We start from the raw sequence: 21,980 nt of genomic DNA on the forward strand, positions 1-21,980 counted from the left end.
AGTCAGAATCGTGAATTTGATTAAAATTATGTAATTTTCTAATGAATGTGCTTTAAGTGCTTTCTCGCTGGGTAAGTTTAGTTTCCAGTTTAACAACTGTTTTTTTATGAAGGATGTCCTCAGGTTCATTTAATTGCTTGATAAGGAGTTCAGCAGCCTTTTGGCCCATTTCGAAACTTGGTTGTGATACGCAGGTTAGGGTTGGAACAAAGACTTCTCCAAGTCCCAAATCTCCAAAGCCGATTACTGCGACTTCCTCAGGTATTTTTTTTTCAGTCTTTAATAGTGTTTTCATTGCTAACAATCCATAATTGTCAGTGCACGTAAAAACTCCATCTGGAGAGGTGGTAAGATGTTTAAAAAAATCTAGTATTTCTCTATCCTCAAACTCTCTGTCCAAGGAGTTACAATGTAAGACTAATTCTTCATGGAAAGGGATCTTGTATTTGTTAAGAGCCGACTTGTATCCTGTAAACCGATCTTGAAATACTTTTTTTTGTTTTATTCCTCCTATAAATGCTATTTTTTTTCTTCCTTTTTTGATAAGAAACTCTACAGCATTAAAAGACGATTTTATATCATCAATCATTACATGGTCCGCTCCAGAGACTTCTTCTCTAATATTGTCAAATAATACCATGGGCATACCTTTACTTGTAAGATCGTTTAAATGGGCAACATTTTCTGTCTCATGTGTAGGGGATAAAATGATTCCATCAACCAAACCTCTTTCGAATGAGATAAGGTTTTCTTTTTCGAATTGATACGAGTTTCTCGAGGAACTGATTAGAATTTTATAATTATGATTTCTAGCATATTGATCTATCCCTCTACATACTTCGATAAAAAAAGGTTCGTCATATCTAGGTATAAGTACTCCTATGATGTTGGTTTTTCCAGAGCTCAAACTTTTAGCAATCTGATTGGGCATATACCCCATTTCTTCGGCAGTTTTAAATACTTTCTCTTGAGTACTCTTTTTAACTCTGGGGTTTTTATCCAATGCTCTTGATACTGTCGCAATAGAAATATTTAGTTTTCTTGCGATATCTTCAAGTTTAACCCTTCTTTTTTTAAAAACCATCAAATTAAGTATTAAAAAATTATCAATAAAATTTTAATTTTGCTAAAAATATAATAATACAAACGTTTGTATTATTATTTGTTCTTGATTTACTTTCTAAGGAGATTATTTGTTATGTATTTTGTGTAAACGTAAAAAAAGCGCGCTGAACTAACGTAAAGTAAAGTATTATAAAACGCTCATTTTACACAACCTTCCCCAAAATAAATAGTCAAATTTTGTATTTGTACTACCTGCGCTAATTTATGATAAATAAAATTAAAGCATATGTTTCTTAGAGAAATTGAAAATGGGTTTGATAAGAAGTTTATTGTTTGTTTTTTCTTAATTGTATAGAAATTTATGAAGTACTTGTCTATATAAAATCTATACTTAATCGATTGAATTCTTTATTTATTATTGAATTCTTTATTTTAAAATTATTGATTAAGTGACTGATAAATAGATTGTTGAGATAATTTTAAGGTTGTTATATCGACATTGTATAGGTAATGTAAAGATTTGTGTTTTTGAAATTCTATATAAATAATATTGTAGTTTTGGTAATCAAACGATGTAATAAATAGTAATACCAGATTTTTTTAACTATTTTTTTATTAAATCGATTATTAGGTGTGTTTTTGAAGGATTTCAATGCCAAAACGAATAAGACTAGTAAAATGAAATTATTTAAAAACATAATACAGATTTAAGTGAAACTAACTTGGTTTAAAAAAGGTACGATCTATCAGATATACCCTCGTAGTTTTAATGATAGTAATAATGATGGAGTTGGTGATCTAAGGGGTATCATAGAGAAACTAGATTATATTCAAAGTTTGAATGTTGATATTGTTTGGTTAAGTCCAATTTTTTGTTCGCCAAATGATGATAATGGATATGACATTAGTGATTATCGTGGGATTATGCCTGAATTTGGAACCATGGAAGACTTTGATGAGTTATTAAAAGGAATTCATGATAGAGGTATGAGATTAATATTGGACTTGGTTGCCAATCATTGTTCTGATGAACATATGTGGTTTGAAGAAGCTAAAAAGTCTAAGGATAGTCCATATAGAGATTATTTTCATTGGCATAAGCCTTCAGATGATGGAGGTCCTCCGAATAACTGGAAGTCATTCTTTGGAGGAAGTGCATGGGAATTGGACGATGCTTCTGGAGAATATTATCTCCACTTATTTACAAAGAAGCAACCTGATTTAAATTGGGAAAATCCTAAGGTAAGAGAGGAGATTTACGATGCCATGAGGTTTTGGTTGGATAAAGGAGTGGATGGCTTTAGAATGGACGTGATTCCATTAATATCTAAACCAGAAGGGTATCCAGATGCTCCAAAAGTCGGTTTTAGAAAAATTATAGAAGATGTATATGCCAATGGACCAACCGTTCATAAATATCTGAATGAAATGAATGAGAAGGTGATTAGTAAGTACGATGCGTTTTCATTAGCTGAAGGAGTTGGTATTAATGAAACTAAAGCTGGTTTGTATGTAAACACAGACAGAAAGGAATTGGACATGTTGTATCATTTTGATATTCTTGAATGTACAATTGTAAACGGGAAATTTGAAGAGGTTTCTCCTTTTGATCTAGTGCAAATAAAAAGAATTTTTAAAAAATGGAGAGATGCAGTGCATAACACTGGGTGGATTGCAAACGCTATGGGAAATCACGATTTCGCTAGAATGGTATCAAGATTTGGAAATGATAAAGAATATCATTCGGAGTCTGCTAAAATGTTAATTACAATGTTAGCTACCCAAAATGGGACTTTAAATATTTATCAAGGAGATGAAATAGGTATGACTAATATAACCTTAGAAACCATAGAAGAAGTCAAAGATGTTCAGTCATTGAATTTTTATGAAGAAAGTTTAGTTAATTCTAAATTTTCTAAGGAAGTGGCTTTGGAAATGATCAATAAAGAAGGTAGAGATAATGCTAGAACTCCTGTGCAATGGAATGATGAGATTAATGGAGGGTTTTCAATAGTTGATCCGTGGTTAAAAGCTAATCCAAATAGTGATGTTATTAATGTTAAGCATCAAGAAAATGACCCTAATTCTATTCTGAATTTTTATAGATCCTTGCTCAAAATAAGAAAACAGCATGATGTATTTGTTTTTGGAGAATTCGAGGAAATAGAATTTAATAGCCCTAATCTATATATCTACAAAAAGACCTTGGAAAATAGGTCAATTATTGTTGCTCTCAATTTTACTGAATCAGATCAAGTTTTTAAAACTTCTGGTGTAGTGAATGAGTACAAAGTTTTGATAAATAATTATGCAGATCTGCATAGTAAAGAAAATGACTTAATCCTTCGACCTTATCAAGGATTAGTTTTAGATATAGATTAATATAATTTTAAAACAAATATGAATAAAGTAGAAAGTGAAATTAGTTTTTGTTTGTTAGCGAAGGAGTTTATCTGATAGCAACTTCTTCATAAGAGGTAACATTAGGGGCGTTTTAAAATTGTAACTTTTATTTAAATATTAATTTCTAGTTACTATGTCGATTGTTCTAGTAAGACTAAGACGCCCCTGTTACTTAAAATATTGAATAAAACTAATTTTTTTAACGATAAAAGTAGTAATAATTAACAACTAAATATTTAAATTTAATCAAACTCTAAATTATGAAAAGTATGATACTTAAAAAACTCATGTTTCTTTTAGTATTTATCTCAGGGAATATGATGTTTGCACAAATCACGGTTACGGGGGTGATTTCGGATGCAAATGGTCCAGTTCCAGGGGTAAATGTCCTTGTTAGGGGGACTTCAAATGGGGCAGTTTCTGATTTTGATGGGAACTATACCTTAAGTAATGTGGCAGAAGACGCTACATTAATTTTTAGTTACGTAGGATTTCAAACTAAAGCGGTGGAGGTTAGTGGTCGTACAACCATTAATGTAACCATGGAGGAAAATGCTGCAGAACTAGAAGCGGTTGTGGTTATTGGTTATGGAACACAGTCTATAAAAGATGCCACGGGTTCCGTTGCAGTAGTAACTTCTGAAGATTTTAATTCAGGTTCTATTGCATCACCAGAGCAGCTTATTCAAGGTAAAACAGCAGGGGTTCAAATTACACAAGCAAGTGGGGAGCCAGGAGCAGGCGTAGCATTAAGAATTAGAGGTACAACTTCTGTTCGATCTAACAATAACCCTTTATTTGTAGTTGATGGAGTTCCATTGGCTGGAGACGATACTGCCGCTGGAGGTAGTGATTTAGGGATTGGAACTAGTTCTGCAAGAAACCCGCTTAATTTCTTAAACCCTAATGATATAGAAAGTGTAAGTATTCTTAAGGATGCATCCGCAACTGCAATATATGGATCAAGAGGTGCGAATGGAGTTGTAATCATAACCACTAAGGCAGGTAGAGGGGCGCCAAAAGGTGTTTTTGAATATACTTCTACTCTAAGTATCGCTAGACCTGCTCAAGAATTTGATTTGCTGAATAGAGAACAATATTTAGATGCTATTGATCAGTTCGGTGGAGATCGTGCTGCACAGGATTTTGGAGCTAACACGGATTGGCAAGATGTAATTACTAGACAAGCTGAATCTACTAATAATACATTGTCGTATTCACATAATTATCAAACTGGTAATGTAAGAGCTTCTTTTGGATATGGAAAGCAGTTTGGTGTTGTTAAGAAAAGTTCTTTAGAAAGGATTACTGGAAGAATTAATGCTTCCCATAGATTTTTTAACAATAAATTAAAATTAAATCTTCAAGGGACACTATCAAGAGTAAATGATGAAGCGCCACCAATTACAAATAATGCAGGTTTCCAAGGAGATTTGTTAGGAGCTGCGTACTCTGCAAATCCAACATGGCCTGCTTCAGCAGGGTTTGAGCCAGGTGGTTCTAATATTAACCCTTTAGCATTATTGACTTTTAGTCAGAATGAAACAAAAACAAATAGATATTTAGTTAACCTTTCTGCAGAGTATGCGATTACTTCTGAGTTAAGTGCTAAGGTAAGTGTAGGATATGATAATTCAGAGTCTACTGCTATAAATGTTTTATCAGGAAATATAACTGGTTTTAATAATGGAGCTCCTGAAAATGGTAGAGGAACTTTAAATGATATCGAAGTAGAGAATAGACTTTTAGATATAACTTTGAATTATGAGAAAGAATTTGGAAATTCTAAATTATCCGCTTTAGCAGGTTTTTCTTATCAAGATTTTGGAAGAAAAGGAAGAAGTGTACAAGGTTTTGGCTTTGGAACAACAGATTTGGATCAAATGGGAGAAAATCTTGAAATCTCTGCAGATCTGATCGAAAGTGTTATTGAAGGTTCTTTCCAGCAGTATGGTGTGGCACCTAATGGTTCATTCGTAAATAGACTTTTCCCTGATATCGTTCAAGGTGAGGCTTTGGTTGCACCAACAACACCAGTTTCTTCAGTATTAGGTGATACATTCGATTTTACAGATGAGTTACAATCCTTTTTTGTAAGAGGTATCTATTCCATAGCAGATAAGTATATTTTAACTGCAACAGTTAGAGCTGATGGGTCTTCAAGATTTGGACCTAACAATCAATATGGATATTTTCCATCTGCAGCATTCGCTTGGAAGTTAGATCAGGAAGATTTTATTGGTGATTCATTCTCTACACTGAAATTAAGACTTGGATACGGTATTACTGGAAATCAAGATGGACTTGGTTTCGGTAACTTTACAATCAGACGTAGATTTAGCCCAGGTGGAATCGCTCAAGATGGTGTGATAAATGCACCGGGAACTAGTCAGGTATCTTTTGTTAATGATGATCTTAAATGGGAGGAAACAAGTCAAGCCAATGTAGGTGTTGATTTTGGATTCTTTGGAGATCGTTTAACAGGTACTATAGATTTTTATCATAAGGATACCAAAGACTTATTATTAAGTGCAGCAAATGCTCAACCAACACCACAACCTTTTAACTTTACTAATATAGATGGTAATGTAATCAACCAAGGGGTAGAATTTGCAATCAATTATGATATTATCCAGCAAGAAGACGTAAATTGGAATTTTGGATTTAATATCGCTTATAATAAAAATGAGCTTCAGAACTTTGACGGTCAGATCCAATCTGGTCAGATCAGTGGACAAGGATTAACAGGTGCGTTTGCGCAATTATTAGCTGAAGATCAGCCACTATTTTCTTATTTCTTAAGAGAATTTGCTGGGTTTGATGCAGATGGTCAATCAATTTATCCTAACGGGGATGTTCAAGAGTTTGTTGGTAAAAGCGCCTTGCCTGATTTCAATGTTGGTATTACCACAAGTTTCAACTATAAAAACTGGGATGCTTCTATGAACTTTGCAGGTCAATTTGGTCATTACATATATAATAACACCGCAAATGCATTTTTCACTGCAGGAAGTATTAACGGTGGAAGAAACGTTACTGTAGATGTTTTAACAAATGGAGAAGCTTCTTCCAACGCTCCTGATGTATCTACTCGTTTCTTAGAAAAAGGAGATTTCTTAAGATTACAAAATGCTTCTATTGGATATAATTTCCCATTATCAGGAGAAGGACTTTTCAAAAGCCTTAGACTTTTTGCAAACGGGCAGAACTTATTTGTAATAACTGATTATAGTGGTTTAGATCCAGAAGTAAATGTAAGTGCTCCGTTAAATGGTATACCAACTGCGGGAATTGATTATACAGCCTTTCCAAGACCGAGAACCTATACATTTGGTTTAAATGCAACTTTTTAAAAAATTAAGATTATGAAAGAAAAGAAATTTAAAATTGGATTATCGGCATTATTCTCAATAATGCTATTAGTCTCCTGTACTGATTTGGAGATAGAGCCCACTGATTCGGTGATCGAAAATCTAACCGGTGAATTTTCTGGAGTTGGAGATGTAGATGCCGCGATTACTAATGTTTACAATTCTATATATGGACAATTAGGAAATCAAGCAGATTTATACGCATTGAATGAGGTTACTTCAGATGAGTTATTAGTACCTACAAGAGGAACTGACTGGGGTGATAATGGATTGTGGAGAAATTTACACGAGCATACATGGAGTGCGATCCACCCATTTGTATTGAATAATTGGAATAACATGAATACCAACGTTTTCAATACAACTGAAATTATTGATTCAAGAAGTGGTGCTGATGCGGCGCAGCTTGCACAAGCCAAGTTTTTAAGAGCATTCAGTATGTTCTGGATTATGGATATGTATGGTCAAGTACCATTTAGAGAGCCAGATGAAGGTCCAGAAATTGATCCTAGAGTGTTTACAAGAGCAGAAGCATTAGATTTTGTACTTACGGATTTAAATGAAGCTATTCCTGATTTACCAGTGATAGGGCCAAGTGCTTCCACAAATAGAGCTTCTAGAGCAGCAGGGAATTATTTATTAGCAAAGGTGTTATTAAATAAACATATTTATAATGGATCAGGTACACCCGATGCAGCAGATATGACCGCTGTGGTGAATGCGGTAGATGCTATCGCAGCTGATGGTTTTGCGTTACAAGCAGGTTATTTTGATATCTTTAAAGAAGACGTAGATAACGAAACTATTTGGTTTGCAGAAACAGGTGTAGGTAATAGAATTTGGAATGGATTGCATTATAACCAAAACGCCGAAGGTAATGGTGGAGGTGGATGGAATGGTTTCTCTACTCTTGCTGAGTTTTATGACCTTTTTGAAGGAGATCCAAATATTAATATTCCAGGAAGTGGTCAAGAAGAAAGAAGAGGTTTCGTTCCAACAGATGGTTCTTTCCAAGGTATTGGTTTTGGTTTCTTAGTAGGACAACAGTATGATGAAAATGGTGATCCATTAACAGATAGACCAGGACAACCGCTTAATTTTACTAGAGATTTTGCTGGTTTACTTGGGAATGATGAGAATAGAGGTATTAGAACGATTAAATATCACCCTGATAATGGTGCTTTTACGAACCATGAGATTGTATTTAGATACGCGGATGCTCACTTAATGAAAGCAGAAGCAATATTTAGAGGAGGTTCTTCCGGTGATGATGCGCTAGCAATGGTAAATGAACTAAGATCTATTCGAAATACTACTAATAGTTTAGGTTCATTAACAGAACAAGACATTCTAGATGAGAGAGGAAGAGAGTTGTATAAAGAATTCTGGAGACGTAATGACCAAATTCGTTTTGGTAAGTTTACCGAAGCTTGGGGATTAAAAAGTAATACTGAAGACTTTAGAGTATTATTCCCGATTCCTGCAGGTGCACTTATTTCTAATCCTAATTTAACACAAAATCCTGGTTACTAACATATTAAATTGCTAAGATTTGTTAGAGTAGAGCCCTTCATTCCTTGAAGGGCTCTACTAATTCATATTTTTCGCTTATCTAATAATAATTGATTCATTACACAAGAAATATAATACTTAGCCTGCTTTTTATGAATCTTTTGATTTCTTGTAAAAAGGATAAAAAAGAAACATATCTTTTTGAACTGATTTCAAAAGAAGAAACGGGTATTACTTTCCAAAATAAGTTAAAAAAATCACCAGACCTTAATATTCTTAGATACCTTTATTTTTATAATGGGGCTGGAGTAGCAGCAGGTGATTTTAACAATGATGGTTGGGAAGACCTATATTTTGTATCCAATCAAGAAGAAAATCACCTATATCTGAATCAAAAACATTTTCAATTCAAAAAAATTAACTCAGAAGTTTTAGCCGATAAAGAAGGTTGGTCCACAGGTGTTACTGTAGTAGATATCAATAATGATGGTTTACAGGATATTTATGTATGTAAAGTTGGTAATTACAGAGGTATATTTGGAAAAAACAGGTTGTTTATAAATCAAGGATTAGATAAAGATAGTGTTCCTTTTTTTAAAGATGAAGCGTCAAAATATAAGCTTGATATTTCAAGCTTTTCTACACAAGTAAGTTTTTTTGATTATGATCTAGATGGTGATTTAGATATGTATCTTTTAAATCACTCTGTTCATCCTAATCGTGCTTACGGTAGAGGCTCTAAAAGAAAGCAGGTTGATTCTTTGTCGGGAGATAGGTTGTATAGAAATGATGATGGGACATATCATGATGTTTCTGCTGAAGCAGGAATTTTTCAGGGATCTATAGGGTACGGTTTAGGTATAATTACAGATGATATAAATGATGATGGCTATCCCGATATTTATGTTGGTAATGATTTTTTTGAAAATGATTACTTATATATTAATCAAAAGAATGGGACATTTAAAGAAGTAATTAATTCGGAACACAATATCATTCAGCATACTTCACATTTTTCTATGGGAACGGATATTGCAGACGTTAACAATGATGGTTTGTTTGATATTTTATCTTTAGATATGTTGCCTGAAGATTTAGCTACGTATAAGTCATCTGGTACTGAATATGGCTTTACAGTCTATAATCAATATCTTAAAAACGGATATCAACCTCAGTATATGCAAAATGCATTACAACTTAATAGAGGAGAGAATACTTTTAGTGAGATAGCCTTTTTTTCTGGTATTGCCGCAACCGAATGGAGTTGGTCACCCTTAATGGTAGATTTAAATAATGATGGTTATAAAGACATTTTTATCTCTAATGGTATCAAAGGAGCGACTAATGATATGGATTTTATTAGTTTTATCGCTAATGAAAATATTCAAAGGCGCATTGAAGAAGGGATGACAAAGGAAGATTTAGCATTAATCGATGAGCTACCTAGTAAAAAAACAACTAATTATTTTTATAGTAATAATAGTGATTTAACTTTTAAAAACGTTTCCGCTGACTGGTCAGAAAATATACCCTCGTATAGTAACGGAGCTGTTTTTACAGATTTAGATAATGATGGAGATCTGGATATTGTAACTAACAATATAGATGATGTTGCTTTCGTTTATGAAAACCATTCGGATGAATTGACAAAACACAATTATGTCAAACTAAAATTAAAAGGCATAGGGCAGAATTTACATGCCATCGGAGCCAAAGCTACACTGTTTATAAACAATGAATTACAAGTAGCGAGTATAAACCCAACAAGAGGTTATTTATCGTCTGTTTCTAGCATATTACATTTTGGAATAGAGAATCATACCAAGGTTGATTCCATTCAGATTAGATGGCCTAACGGGAATTTATCAGTACACAAGAATATAAAGATAAACGCTGTCAACTACTTGCTTCAAGATCAATCATTAGATTCTGTTGTACTTGATGATAGAGATTCCAAAATTTTCGCGAAAAGTGAATCCTTAATTAAGTTTAAACATCAGGATTATGAAACTAAAGATTTTAGCGTTGAGCCTCTGGCACCCTATGCTATATCTAATGAAGGTCCTCATGTATCAGTTGTAGATGTAAATAATGATCAGTTAGATGATATTTTTATTCCTGGAGGTAAGTTTAGATCCGGTTCACTATTTCTTCAGAATGCGTTAGGAGAATTTAATAAATCAAAGCAAGAAGATGTTGAGTTATATAAAAAGTATGAAGATGTAAGTCAACACTTTTTTGATGCAGATGCAGATGGAGATTTAGACCTTATTACAGTATACGCAGGAAATGAAAATTACGAAGGATATGAGTCGGGTCCTATATTGTTTTTAAACGATAAAGGGAAATTTAAGGTAAGTCAGAGCTCTTTTCAAAATATAAAAATAAACGCCTCTGTTGTTATAACTGCTGATATTGATAAAGATGGTGATAAAGATATTTTTATAGGAAGCAATAGTATTCCTGGACATTACGGTAAGATACCAAAGAACTACTTATTTTTAAATGATGGTAAAGGTAATTTTATAGATCATACATTAGAATTATCTAAGGATTTAGAGACCATCGGGCAAATTTATGATGCTAAATTTGTTGATATCAACCAGGATGATTATCAAGATTTGATTGTTGTAGGTCACTACATGCCAATTTCCATTTTCATGAATGATAAAGAAGGAAACTTAGTAAAGGATGAAAATCAGTCATTACAAAAAACAAATGGTTGGTGGAATTGTATTGCAATAGAAGATATGGATAATGATGGTGATATGGATATTATAGCTGGTAATTGGGGGTTAAATAGTAGATTAAAAGCATCAGAAAATGAACCTTTACAACTTTACTTAGCTGATTTCGATGATAATCAAAAAATAGATCCTATTGTTACTTATTTTTATCAAGGTAAGGAGACTCCAATTGCCACTAAAGATGAGCTTACGAAACAAATTCCTCAGTTAAACAAGAGGTTTTTGTCATATCATGCTTTTGCAGAAGCTAAGTTTGAAGATTATTTTTCGAAAGAGAAAATTGAAACTGCTCAAAAGAAACAAGTTTTTACATTGAAAACCACTTATTTTGAAAACAAAGGAAACCTTAACTTTTCGGCAAAAGAGCTTCCTTGGGAAACCCAAATTTCTTCAGTTCATGATATCTTAGTAAAAGACATCAATAATGACCAGTATCCAGATATATTTCTTGGAGGGAATAGCTATGAGATCAGTACACAATTGAGTAGATTAGATGGCTCTTATGGTACCATTTTAATCAATAATAAAAAAGGAGGTTTTGATAGCGTTAAAAATTCAGGTTTGAAGATTGATGGAGCTGTACGATCGATTAAATCAATCCAAATAAAAGGTGAGGAATATGTTTTATTTGGAATTAATAATGATAGTATTCAACTTGTAAAAAAGACATATAAGTAACATGAATAAACTTTTATATAGTACACTTCTTATAGTTCTTCTTTTTTCCTGTAAAGAAAATCTGGAGAAGGAAAATATTATTGCAAAAAAAGAAACCTTATTTAATAAACTTACTCCACAGAAAACGAATATTCATTTTATTAATGAAGTAGATAATGAGAAAAACCTGAACATTTTTACTTATAGGAATTTTTATAATGGCGGAGGAGTCGCGATTGGGGATATTAATAATGATGGCTTACCCGATATCTACCTTACAGCAAATAAACAAGAAAACAAACTGTATTTAAACAAAGGTGATTTTGTTTTTGAAGATATTTCAAAATCATCAAAAACAATGGGAAAAAATGCTTGGTCTACAGGAGTAGTGATGGTAGATATTAATGCGGATGGTTTGTTGGATATTTATGTTTGTAATGCAGGAAATGTAGAAGGTGATGATCAAAAGAATGAGCTTTTTATTAATAATGGTGATTTAACGTTTACAGAAAGAGCAGAAGATTATAACCTTGCCGATAGTGGTTTTACTACGCATGCAGCTTTTTTTGATTATGATAAGGATGGAGACTTAGATGTGTATATTCTTAATAACAGCTTTATTCCTGTAAGTAGTTTAGGGTATGTAAATAAAAGAAATTTAAGAGCAAAAGACTGGGATATTCCGGAAATTCTAAAGGGAGGAGGAGACAAGCTATTAAGAAATGATGATGGAATGTTTACAGATGTGAGTGAAGAAGCTGGGATATTAGGTAGTCTTATTGGGTTTGGATTAGGGGTTACTATAGGAGATGTTAATGAAGATCTTCTTCCTGATATTTATGTGTCTAATGATTTCTATGAAAGAGATTATCTATACATAAATCAAGGAAATGGAACTTTTAATGAAGAAATTAAAGATTGGGTAAAACATCTTAGTCTTTCCTCGATGGGAGCGGATATGGCGGATATTAACAACGATGGGCGTCCTGAAATTTTTGTGACCGATATGCTTCCGGAAGATGATAAACGATTAAAAGAAACAAGTTCTTTTGAGAGTTATGATGTGTATAAATTGAAGAAAAGTAGGGACTTCTATAATCAATATATGCAGAATTCTCTTCAGCTCAATAATGGAGATAATACTTTTTCTGAAATAGCTTTTTACAGCGGTGTTGCTAAAACAGATTGGAGTTGGGGAGCTTTGTTGTTTGATATGGATAATGACGGTTATCGAGATATCTATGTAAGCAACGGGATTTACCATGATCTTACAGATCAAGATTTTATGAACTTTTTTGCGAATGATATCATACAAAAGATGACATTGACAGGTAAAAAAGAGGAAGTGGACTCTATCATTAATAAAATGCCCTCTACGCCAATACCTAATTATTCGTTTAAAAACAATGGAGATTTAAGTTTTACAGATGTTACAGAAAAATGGGGTTTTGATGAACCAACTTTTTCTAATGGTTCAGCCTATGGAGATTTGGATAATGACGGAGATTTAGATCTGGTAGTTAATAATCTAAATATGCCAGTCGGAATCTATGAAAATAATAGTCAGCAAAAAGGGAATAACTATTTGAAAATTAAAGTCTCTGGAAGTGAGAAAAACACCTTTGCTATTGGAAGTGTTGTAGAGGCGTATTTCAATAATCAGGTAATTAGGCAAGAGCTAATACCTACTCGAGGTTTTCAATCTTCGATAGACTATATAATGACCATTGGAATTGGAGAGAGTGATAAAATAGATTCACTACGAGTTATTTATCCAGATGGGAAATCACAATTATTGGATCAAGTAGCTCTGAATAAACAAATAAACCTAAATTATAAGGATGCCGATCAGCAATTTCAATATGTTTCTAAAAAAGAAAATCCTTATTTTGTCGAAATATCGCATAGTCTTAATGCGCATAAAGAAGATCCATATGTAGATTTTGATTATGAAGGGTTGATCTATAAGATGCAATCTAGAGAAGGCCCTGCTTTAGCCATTGCAGATGTAAATAATGATGGGAATGATGATGTGTTTATTGGAGGAGCCTATGGTCAAAAAGGAAAGTTGTATACTCAAAACACTTCTGGAAAACTAAAAGAAACTCAATTTGAAACCGAGGAGTTTTTTGAGGATGTTACAGCTATTTTTGAAGATATTGACGGAGATAAAGATTTGGATTTGGTGATAGGATCAGGAGGTAATTTTAAAGGAGCTAGAACTGGAGTTAGAAGTTATATAAATGATGGGAACGGAAATTTCTCTAGAGGTAATGTGATTAAGCCTACAAATACTAACATTTCTGTTTTAAAAGCGTATGATTACGATCAGGATGGAGATATAGATATTTTTGTTGGAAGTCATAGTGTTATCGGAGTATATGGTGTTTCCCCGGAAAGTTACCTTTTAGAAAATGATGGAAACGGAAACTTTGTAGATATCACAAGTGCAAAAGCGGCTGACATCAAAACTATTGGAATGATTACAGATGCAAGTTGGCAGGATGTCAATAAAGATGGTAAAAAAGATTTGGTTTTAGTAGGTGAATGGATGTCTCCTAAGATACTGATAAATGATGGTCAGAATTTAACCGTAGCTGCTACTGATTTAGATAAAATTTCGGGTTGGTTTAATACTGTTGAAGCAACAGATATAGATAAGGATGGGGATATCGATCTTGTATTAGGAAATAGAGGTTTAAATTCTATTTACCAAAGTGATGAAGAAAATCCAACTAAGATGTATATCAATGACTTTGATAATAATGGAACAGTAGAACAAATTGTTACCCAAACAATCAATGGTAAGGATATTCCGATTCATCTAAAAAAGGAGATTACAGGACAAATAAATGTATTGAAAAAGCAAAACCTGAAGTTTTCAGAATACGCGACTAAAGCTATTGATGAACTTTTTTCAAAAGAGATTTTAGAAAGTTCGACAGTAAAAATTGTAAACAATTTTTCAAGTTTGATCGCTTATAACGAGGGAGATTTGTCTTTTAAAATCAAAGAATTACCAAAAGAAGTACAATTATCCTGTGTCTGTGATATAGAAACAGAGGATATTAATAATGATGGTTTTTTAGATCTTATTTTAGCAGGTAATAATTACAATTTTAAACCTCAGTTTTCAAGATTAGATGCAAGTCGGGGTAATGTTTTATTTGGAAACAAAAATGGAAGTTTTACCAATCAACAAAATACTGGATTTTTGGTAGAGGATGAGGTAAGAGCGATGCGATGGATGAAAAATAAATCTGGAGAAAAGTATCTACTAGTTGGGGTTAATAACCAAATGCCAAAGCTTTTTAAAATAAACACAAAATAAGTTCTAGATTCGAATTCAGGAGATGACCAATAAAGTATTCATATTAGTATTCGGATTATCGTTTTTGTTTGCATGTAAAAAGCAACAAATTGAGCAAAGTAGTTTATTTGAAAAAATGACTTCGAAAACTACAAATGTTACATTTCAGAATACATTAAACCCAACCGATAAGCTTAATATCTTAGATTATCTTTATTACTATAATGGAGCTGGTGTAGCAGTTGGAGATATAAATAAAGATGATTTGCCAGATGTGTTTTTTACAGCCAATCAAGGAAATAACAAGTTGTATTTGAACAAAGGAAATTTTCAGTTCGAGGATATAACAGATGCGGCAGGAGTTGCGGGAAACTCTGATTGGAATACAGGAACAGTAATGGCAGACATTAATGGAGATGGATATTTAGATATATATGTTTGTGCTGTTGTTGGTTTACAGGGTTTAAAAGGAAAAAACGAACTGTTCATTAATAACGGTGATAATACATTTACCGAAAAAGCAGCTTCCTATAAATTAGATTTTGAGAATTACACTACATCTGCAACTTTTTTCGATTATGATAATGATGGAGATTTAGATATGTATTTGCTTAACCATGCAGTGCATACACAGAATTCGTTTGGTAGTGCAAAGCTTAGAAATAAAAGGAGTAATGAGAGTGGAGATAAGTTATTGCGCAATGATGGAGAAGTGTTTACAGATGTTAGTGAAGAGGCGGGTATTTTTGGAGGGGGAAATGGGTATGGACTTGGAGTAGCTACTGCCGATTTTAATAATGATGGGTATACAGATATTTATGTAAGTAACGATTTTCATGAAGACGATTATTATTATCTAAACAATGGAAATGGAACTTTTACGGAGTCATTAAAGAAAAACTTCGGTCATACAAGCCGATTCTCTATGGGTAGCGATGTAGCAGATATAAATCATGATGGATTTACTGATATTATGACTTTAGATATGACTCCAGAAGATGAAACAGTATTAAAAGCTTCAGCGGGAGACGAAACGGTAGATATGCTTCAGATGCGAATTAAAAGACTCGGATACCATTATCAGTACGCCAGAAATATGCTTCAGGTTAATAGAGAAGATCATTTTGAAGAAACGGCTTTACTTAGTGGAGTTGCAGCTACAGATTGGAGTTGGTCAGCCTTGTTTGCAGATTATGATCAAGATGGAGAACAAGACATTTTTATATCCAATGGGATTCCTAAAAGACCAAATGATTTAGATTACATAAAATATATTTCTAACGAGAAGATTCAGGAGAAGCTAAATGCCAATAAATTGGTAGATAATGATGCTCTGAATATTATGCCGTCAGGCGAGGTGCCAAATTATATGTTTCGTGGAGATAAAGGAATTACTTTTTCCAATGAATCTTCCAGCTGGTTACCACAAGAAAATACGGCTTCTACAGGAAGTGCTTATGCAGATTTTGATAATGATGGAGATCTGGATATTGTCACTAATAATATTAATGCACCGGTTTCTTTCTACAAAAATACAACAGATCAAAAATCCAATTTTTTAAAGCTTAAATTCAATTTTAAAGACAATAATAAATTTGGAATTGGAACTAAAGTAATATCTTATCATAAAGGTATTGCGCAATACAAACAATTATTTACGTCTAAGGGGTTTCAGTCTTCTTCAGAACCTATAGTCCATTTTGGATACGATACCATAGCCACCATAGACTCGTTGAAAATTATATGGCCAGATAACACAATTCAAATCGCTGAAAATATTGCAACTAACCAAAGTCTGACTATTAGATTGGTGTACAAAAGAATTGGGGTTGATTATGAGAATTTATTTCCAAAGACTAAAAAATGGTTCCGAAAAATTGATTCAGTTCCTGGATTAAATTATGAGCATAAAGAAAATAATTATACGGATTTTAATCGTCAAAAACTCATTCCTTATAAGATTTCTGATCGAGGGCCAGCAACTTCAATAGGGGACTTGAATGGAGATGGAAAAGATGATGTCTTCTTTGGTAGTTCTAAGTTGGAACCTTCAAAAATATACTTGCAAAACGATACAGGTTTTGAAGAGCAACAATCAGAAATTTTAGAAAAAGATAAAAAGAAAGAAGATGTAGTTGCAATTATTGCTGATGTAAATGGAGATACTAAAAATGATCTTCTCGTTTCTTCTGCAGGAGGCGAGTTTTATGGAAACTCTAAAGAGCTAATAGATCGATTATATTTAAATTCAGATACAGGATTGTCAAAAACAGATTTCCCTGAATTATTTGATCATGAATCGGTGATAAAAATTAATGATGTAGATGGAGATGGAGATTTGGATATATTTATTGGAGGGTATTCGGTTTCTAATGACTTTGGAAAAATACCAAATTCCTATTTGCTTATTAACCAACAAGGGAGTTTCAGTATAAAACCAAACAACAGTTTACAAGAAGTAGGAATGATAACTGATGCTGTTTGGAGTGACTTTGATAATGATGGTATAAAAGATTTAATTGTCGTTGGAGAATGGATGTCACCACATTTTTTTAAGAATACGAATGGTGATTTGGTAGATGTAACAAACAGTATGTATCAACAAAAGCTAAATGGTTTATGGCAATCCATTATTGATTTCGATATTGATGATGATGGTGATAGGGATTATGTACTCGGAAATTTTGGATTAAATACAAAACTAAATGCATCATCAGAAAACCCTTTAAAAATGTATTATGCTGATTTTGATAATAACAGCACCACAGAAACAATTTTAGCATTACCTAAGGAGGGAAAATATTATACAGCATTAGGTTTGGATGAATTATCAAGTCAATTAAATTTTCTGAAGAAAAAATTTACAACATATACTAGTTTCGCAGGAAAAACGGTAGAAGAGATTTTTGGAGAGGATGTTTTAGAAAAAGCTAAATCATTTTATGTGCATCAACTTGCATCAGGATATCTTAGAAATGATAACGGTAAGTTTTCTTTTGTGCCTTTCGAAAATGAACTTCAATTAGCTCCTATAATGTCCATGTTAAAATTTGATTTTGATAAAGATGGAAAACAAGAAGTTTTATTGGCTGGAAATTATTTTGGAGTGATTCCATATCATGGTAGATTTGATGCATTTGCAGGAGCTGTATTGCAAGAAGGTAATACTGTGGTAAAGGCTTCAGAATTGGGGATTAATTTGAGTCAGAAATCAGTAAGAGGGCTAAATATTATTAATTTTGCAAATAAGGATTATTTGCTCATCACACTAAACAATGAAAAAGCAGAGGTTTATGAGATACTTTGATGAATCTATAAGAATAGGTAATCTATTAAAAAGTATGAAGATATTTGTATTCGTTTCTTCTGTAATGCTTTTAAACTCTTGTCAAAAAGAAGAAAAAGAGATTCAAATTACTGCTGATGATTATCATAAGGCAGTAGATAAGATTACTGAAGTTATGGTGCATGATATTTTCTCGCCACCAGTAGCCAGTAGAATATATAACTATTCCAATATTGCTGCTTATGAAGTGATTAGCCAAGAAGGAGGAGATTATAAAACCTTATCTAACCAGTTGCATGATTTGAAATCAGTTCCAGCTATCGACACTACAAAAAGCGTAAATCATAAAATAGCGGCTTTGGTAGCGTATTTAGAAGTAGGAAAATCATTGCTTTTTTCAGAGGATAGAGTTGAAGTGTATAGAGATAGCTTGTATAATTCATGGCAACTTCAAAATGAAAAAATGTTCAATGATTCTAAAGAGTATGGATTAAAAGTTGCAGAACATATAAAAACTTGGTATGCCACCGATAATTATGCGCAAACTAGAACAATGCCAAAGTTTTCTGTAAATACCGAGGATCCGTCGAGATGGCAACCTACTCCACCAGACTATATGGATGGAATAGAACCGCATTGGAAAAAAATTAGACCTTCGATTATAGATTCATCCTCACAGTTTAAACCTGCAAGATATCCTGATTTCTCTTTGGAAAAGGACACGCCTTTTTATAAAGAATTGATGGAAACCTATGAAGTAGGAAATCTTATTAAAGAAGAAGGTGAAAAGTCTGAGAAATTAGAAATAGCGCAGTTTTGGGATTGTAATCCTTACGTGTCAACCCATAAAGGACATTTAATGTTTGCTACTAAAAAGATTACGCCTGGAGCACATTGGATTGGAATATGTAAAATAGCTTGTAAAAAAACAAATTCTGATTTTGCAAAAACTGTTTTTGCTTATACCAAAACATCCATCGCCATTGCAGATGCCTTTATAAGTTGCTGGGATGAGAAATATAGAAGTAATCTAATTCGTCCGGAAACATTAATAAATCAGCATATCGATGAGAACTGGACTCCTGTTTTACAAACGCCTCCGTTTCCTGAATATACTAGTGGACATTCCGTAGTATCAGGAGCTGCATCTACTGTATTAACCAATATTTTTGGAGATAATTTTGGTTTTGAGGATGATACTGAACTTCAGTATGGACTGCCAGTACGTTCTTTTACTTCTTTTAATCAGGCAGCAGATGAAGCAGCGATTAGTAGATTGTATGGAGGAATTCATTACAGAGCTGCTATTGATTTAGGATTGGATCAAGGGCGTTCTTTAGGAGCTTTTGTAATTGATAAGTTAAAAATGAATACTCCAAATTCTGAAGTGGTAAGTGCAAATTAGAATGAAGAAAGTTATTATTTTCTGTTTTACTATTCTGATGGTATTGGGGATATGGTATTTATTTATTAAAGAATATGACTATCAGATTACTTTTACGGCCAAAGGAACTCCAGGGAGTATATATCATCAGATCGTAGGATGGGAATCTTGGGGTAAGGATTTAAAAGCCAAAAATATTACTACTGTAGATACTGTATTGTATAAAGAAATAAAGCAAAAGGTGAATCTACCTGATACTATTTTAAATTTGAAATGGGATATAACAAGTGTGAATGATTCAATATCAAAGATAAAAGTAGGAGTTTTTTTAGAAAATCAATCTTTGATGAATCGGCTAAGTATTCTTACTGGAGAAACTATTTTTACAAGGTCACTAAAAAAAGAATTTAAAAAATTTGGGAAAGGTTTAAATAATTTTGCTAAAACTTTTAGAATAAAAATTGAAGGTGAATCGGAAATACCAGTGCTTGAATATCTCTATATTTCTTCTAATGCTAATCGATCTGGTAAAGCCGGAATGATGCTAAGAACTAATGCAGATATTTTTCCTAAAATAAAGGAAAACAATTTGAAAATAAATGGTTTACCATTTGTAAAAGTTAAAGAATGGAATGAAATAAATGATAAGATTCAATTTGATTTTGGGTTTCCAATAAAGTATAAGGACTCGTTACCAGTTAGTTCTATCATTAAGTATGCTAAAGTAGCTACTCAAAAAGCTATAAAAGCAACGTTTTATGGCAACTATAGACATAGCGATCAAGCATGGTTCGCTATTATGGAATATGCCAAAAGAAGAAATATTCTTATTGAAAAAAAACCTTTAGAGATATTTTATAACAATCCGATGCAAGAAGGAGATGCTTCGAAATGGAAAGCCGAAATTTTTATGCCTTTAAAATAAAAAAGAATTGAGTGAGAATTTTCTATTATTAATTTTTTAGAACTTACCAATTACTCCTAGTTGTCCAGGCCCGATCGCAAGATCCCATTTAATTTTATTTTTTTTGTTGTTATAAGCGTAACGTTGCTTTCTGTTCAGATAATTATCAATACCATCTACCATAACAACACTTAATACAATGCCGAGAGTGACATCAGTTAACCAATGCGCTCCTGCCCATAATCTAGAAACAGGAGAAACGAGTCCAAGTGCATAAATACCGCCTCTAACATAAGGGTTTTCAAATTGTTTTCCTATCGCATATGCTGTGGTAAAAGACAATATAGCATGCCCAGAAGGGAAAGAGTGATAGTCTGCTTCGCTACTATAAAATTTGAATGCATCTTTGCCTTTTCCAGTATAAGGTCTGGCACGACCAGCAAGAGTTTTGCTTACAGTTTGTATAATTCCTCCTGCGGTGGCAGAGGCAATTAGTAATACTCCTGTTTTTCTAACTTTTTCATTTTTTGTAATAAGTCCAAAGGCATATATTCCTGTAGTTAATCCATAATTTACTAGAGGTTTTCCAAAGCGGAATCCGGCTTCTTTAACAAAGCCTGGAATATCTTCTTCCTGATCAGTGAAAAAATCATTAGCAGGTTCATCAATTAAATAAATTAGGGCAGATCCCGCAACAATACCACCAAATGTAGCCCAATCTTTTCCTTTCCATCTCAAAGGTTGAGTATATGCATTGGTTATTCCTCCAAATGCGGAAACACCATCATATTTAAGCATTTGCCAGCGAGTCATTTCTAAAGCGGATTCTTCAGTATTAGAGGAGATAGAATCTTTTTCTTTAGACGTATCTAGTTGTTCTTGGGAAAAAATACTTGTTGAAAATATAAATAAGAGGATACAATGGGATAAAGTGTATAAGCGTTGCATACTATGAGGTTTGTAAACAAAAATAATAACTTATTGGCAAAGAAGGACTAAATATTCAGAATTGCTTGTTCATTATTGGTTAACGAAGTTTGATAAGGATCAAAAAAAACCCGAACGAAGTTGTTCGGGTTTTCAAGGTGGTGCCTCCAGGAATCGAACCAGGGACACAAGGATTTTCAGTCCTTTGCTCTACCAACTGAGCTAAGGCACCTTGCTGTAAGCGGATGCAAATATAGAACGCTTTTTTTAATACTCAAAAGAAAAAATTAAAAAAATCGTTTCGTATTTTTGCAAACTTATAAAATAAACTCGTAATCCGCTGTAATCTAGAAGATGTGAGGGAAGAATATTCTTAGAAAAAATATTTGGCTTCCGATAAAAATGTCTGATTAC

10 protein-coding genes and 1 tRNA gene are annotated in these 21,980 nt (G+C 33.0%); 8 read left to right on the forward strand and 3 right to left on the reverse strand.

The genetic code is table 11. From position 1 onward, the window contains the following. Positions 1–52: 52 nt before the first annotated feature. The gene (locus Q1A73_RS11800; protein ID WP_299605697.1) at positions 53–1,084 is read right to left on the reverse strand and encodes a LacI family DNA-binding transcriptional regulator; all 1,032 of its coding nucleotides are present in this window, start codon (positions 1,082–1,084) and stop codon (positions 53–55) included. 692 nt (positions 1,085–1,776) lie between these two features. On the opposite strand from Q1A73_RS11800, the gene Q1A73_RS11805 reads away from it, so the two are divergent. The 8 genes from Q1A73_RS11805 (at position 1,777) to Q1A73_RS11840 (ending at position 20,660) form a co-directional block, all read left to right on the forward strand. Further along, the gene (locus tag Q1A73_RS11805; protein ID WP_299605701.1) at positions 1,777–3,447 is read left to right on the forward strand and encodes an alpha-glucosidase; all 1,671 of its coding nucleotides are present in this window, start codon (positions 1,777–1,779) and stop codon (positions 3,445–3,447) included. 281 nt (positions 3,448–3,728) lie between these two features. Beyond that, entirely contained in the window at positions 3,729–6,821 is a 3,093-nt protein-coding gene (locus tag Q1A73_RS11810) for a SusC/RagA family TonB-linked outer membrane protein (protein WP_299605704.1), read from the forward strand. A 12-nt stretch (positions 6,822–6,833) separates the two neighbouring features. Continuing rightward, complete coding sequence (locus tag Q1A73_RS11815; RefSeq protein ID WP_299605707.1) at positions 6,834–8,372, forward strand: RagB/SusD family nutrient uptake outer membrane protein; 1,539 nt, start codon at positions 6,834–6,836, stop codon at positions 8,370–8,372. Positions 8,373–8,503: 131 nt separating this feature from the next. Then, positions 8,504–11,776 carry a VCBS repeat-containing protein gene (locus tag Q1A73_RS11820; RefSeq protein ID WP_299605710.1) on the forward strand — a complete coding sequence of 1,091 codons (3,273 nt, stop codon included), beginning with the start codon at positions 8,504–8,506 and terminating at the stop codon, positions 11,774–11,776. Between the two features lies 1 nt (position 11,777). After that, positions 11,778–15,086, forward strand: coding sequence for a VCBS repeat-containing protein (locus tag Q1A73_RS11825; protein ID WP_299605713.1), 3,309 nt, complete (start codon positions 11,778–11,780; stop codon positions 15,084–15,086). Positions 15,087–15,108: 22 nt separating this feature from the next. Beyond that, positions 15,109–18,372, forward strand: coding sequence for a VCBS repeat-containing protein (locus Q1A73_RS11830; RefSeq protein WP_299605716.1), 3,264 nt, complete (start codon positions 15,109–15,111; stop codon positions 18,370–18,372). Beyond that, positions 18,359–19,756: a vanadium-dependent haloperoxidase gene (locus Q1A73_RS11835; RefSeq protein ID WP_299605718.1), complete on the forward strand. Its 1,398-nt coding sequence runs from the start codon at positions 18,359–18,361 to the stop codon at positions 19,754–19,756. Before Q1A73_RS11830 ends, Q1A73_RS11835 begins: the two co-directional genes overlap by 14 nt. Position 19,757: 1 nt before the next feature. Beyond that, positions 19,758–20,660 (forward strand): GyrI-like domain-containing protein, encoded by a 903-nt coding sequence (locus Q1A73_RS11840; RefSeq protein WP_299605721.1) that lies wholly within the window; start codon positions 19,758–19,760, stop codon positions 20,658–20,660. Between the two features lie 36 nt (positions 20,661–20,696). Here Q1A73_RS11840 and Q1A73_RS11845 read toward each other — a convergent pair whose 3' ends face one another. Then, a complete protein-coding gene (locus Q1A73_RS11845; protein ID WP_299605724.1) occupies positions 20,697–21,587 on the reverse strand; it encodes a phosphatase PAP2 family protein in 891 nt (296 codons plus the stop codon). Positions 21,588–21,725: 138 nt separating this feature from the next. After that, positions 21,726–21,798 (reverse strand) — tRNA-Phe (locus tag Q1A73_RS11850). Positions 21,799–21,980 lie beyond the last annotated feature (182 nt).

This window comes from uncultured Aquimarina sp. (assembly GCF_947492115.1).
GTDB lineage: Bacteria > Bacteroidota > Bacteroidia > Flavobacteriales > Flavobacteriaceae > Aquimarina.

Coding starts and splice junctions, on each gene's coding strand:
- Q1A73_RS11830 (WP_299605716.1), top strand. CDS start 15,109: ATGACCAATAAAGTATTCATATTAGTATTCGGATTATCGTTTTTGTTT.
- Q1A73_RS11800 (WP_299605697.1), bottom strand. CDS start 1,084: ATGGTTTTTAAAAAAAGAAGGGTTAAACTTGAAGATATCGCAAGAAAA.
- Q1A73_RS11815 (WP_299605707.1), top strand. CDS start 6,834: ATGAAAGAAAAGAAATTTAAAATTGGATTATCGGCATTATTCTCAATA.
- Q1A73_RS11835 (WP_299605718.1), top strand. CDS start 18,359: ATGAGATACTTTGATGAATCTATAAGAATAGGTAATCTATTAAAAAGT.
- Q1A73_RS11840 (WP_299605721.1), top strand. CDS start 19,758: ATGAAGAAAGTTATTATTTTCTGTTTTACTATTCTGATGGTATTGGGG.
- Q1A73_RS11845 (WP_299605724.1), bottom strand. CDS start 21,587: ATGCAACGCTTATACACTTTATCCCATTGTATCCTCTTATTTATATTT.
- Q1A73_RS11825 (WP_299605713.1), top strand. CDS start 11,778: ATGAATAAACTTTTATATAGTACACTTCTTATAGTTCTTCTTTTTTCC.
- Q1A73_RS11810 (WP_299605704.1), top strand. CDS start 3,729: ATGAAAAGTATGATACTTAAAAAACTCATGTTTCTTTTAGTATTTATC.
- Q1A73_RS11820 (WP_299605710.1), top strand. CDS start 8,504: ATGAATCTTTTGATTTCTTGTAAAAAGGATAAAAAAGAAACATATCTT.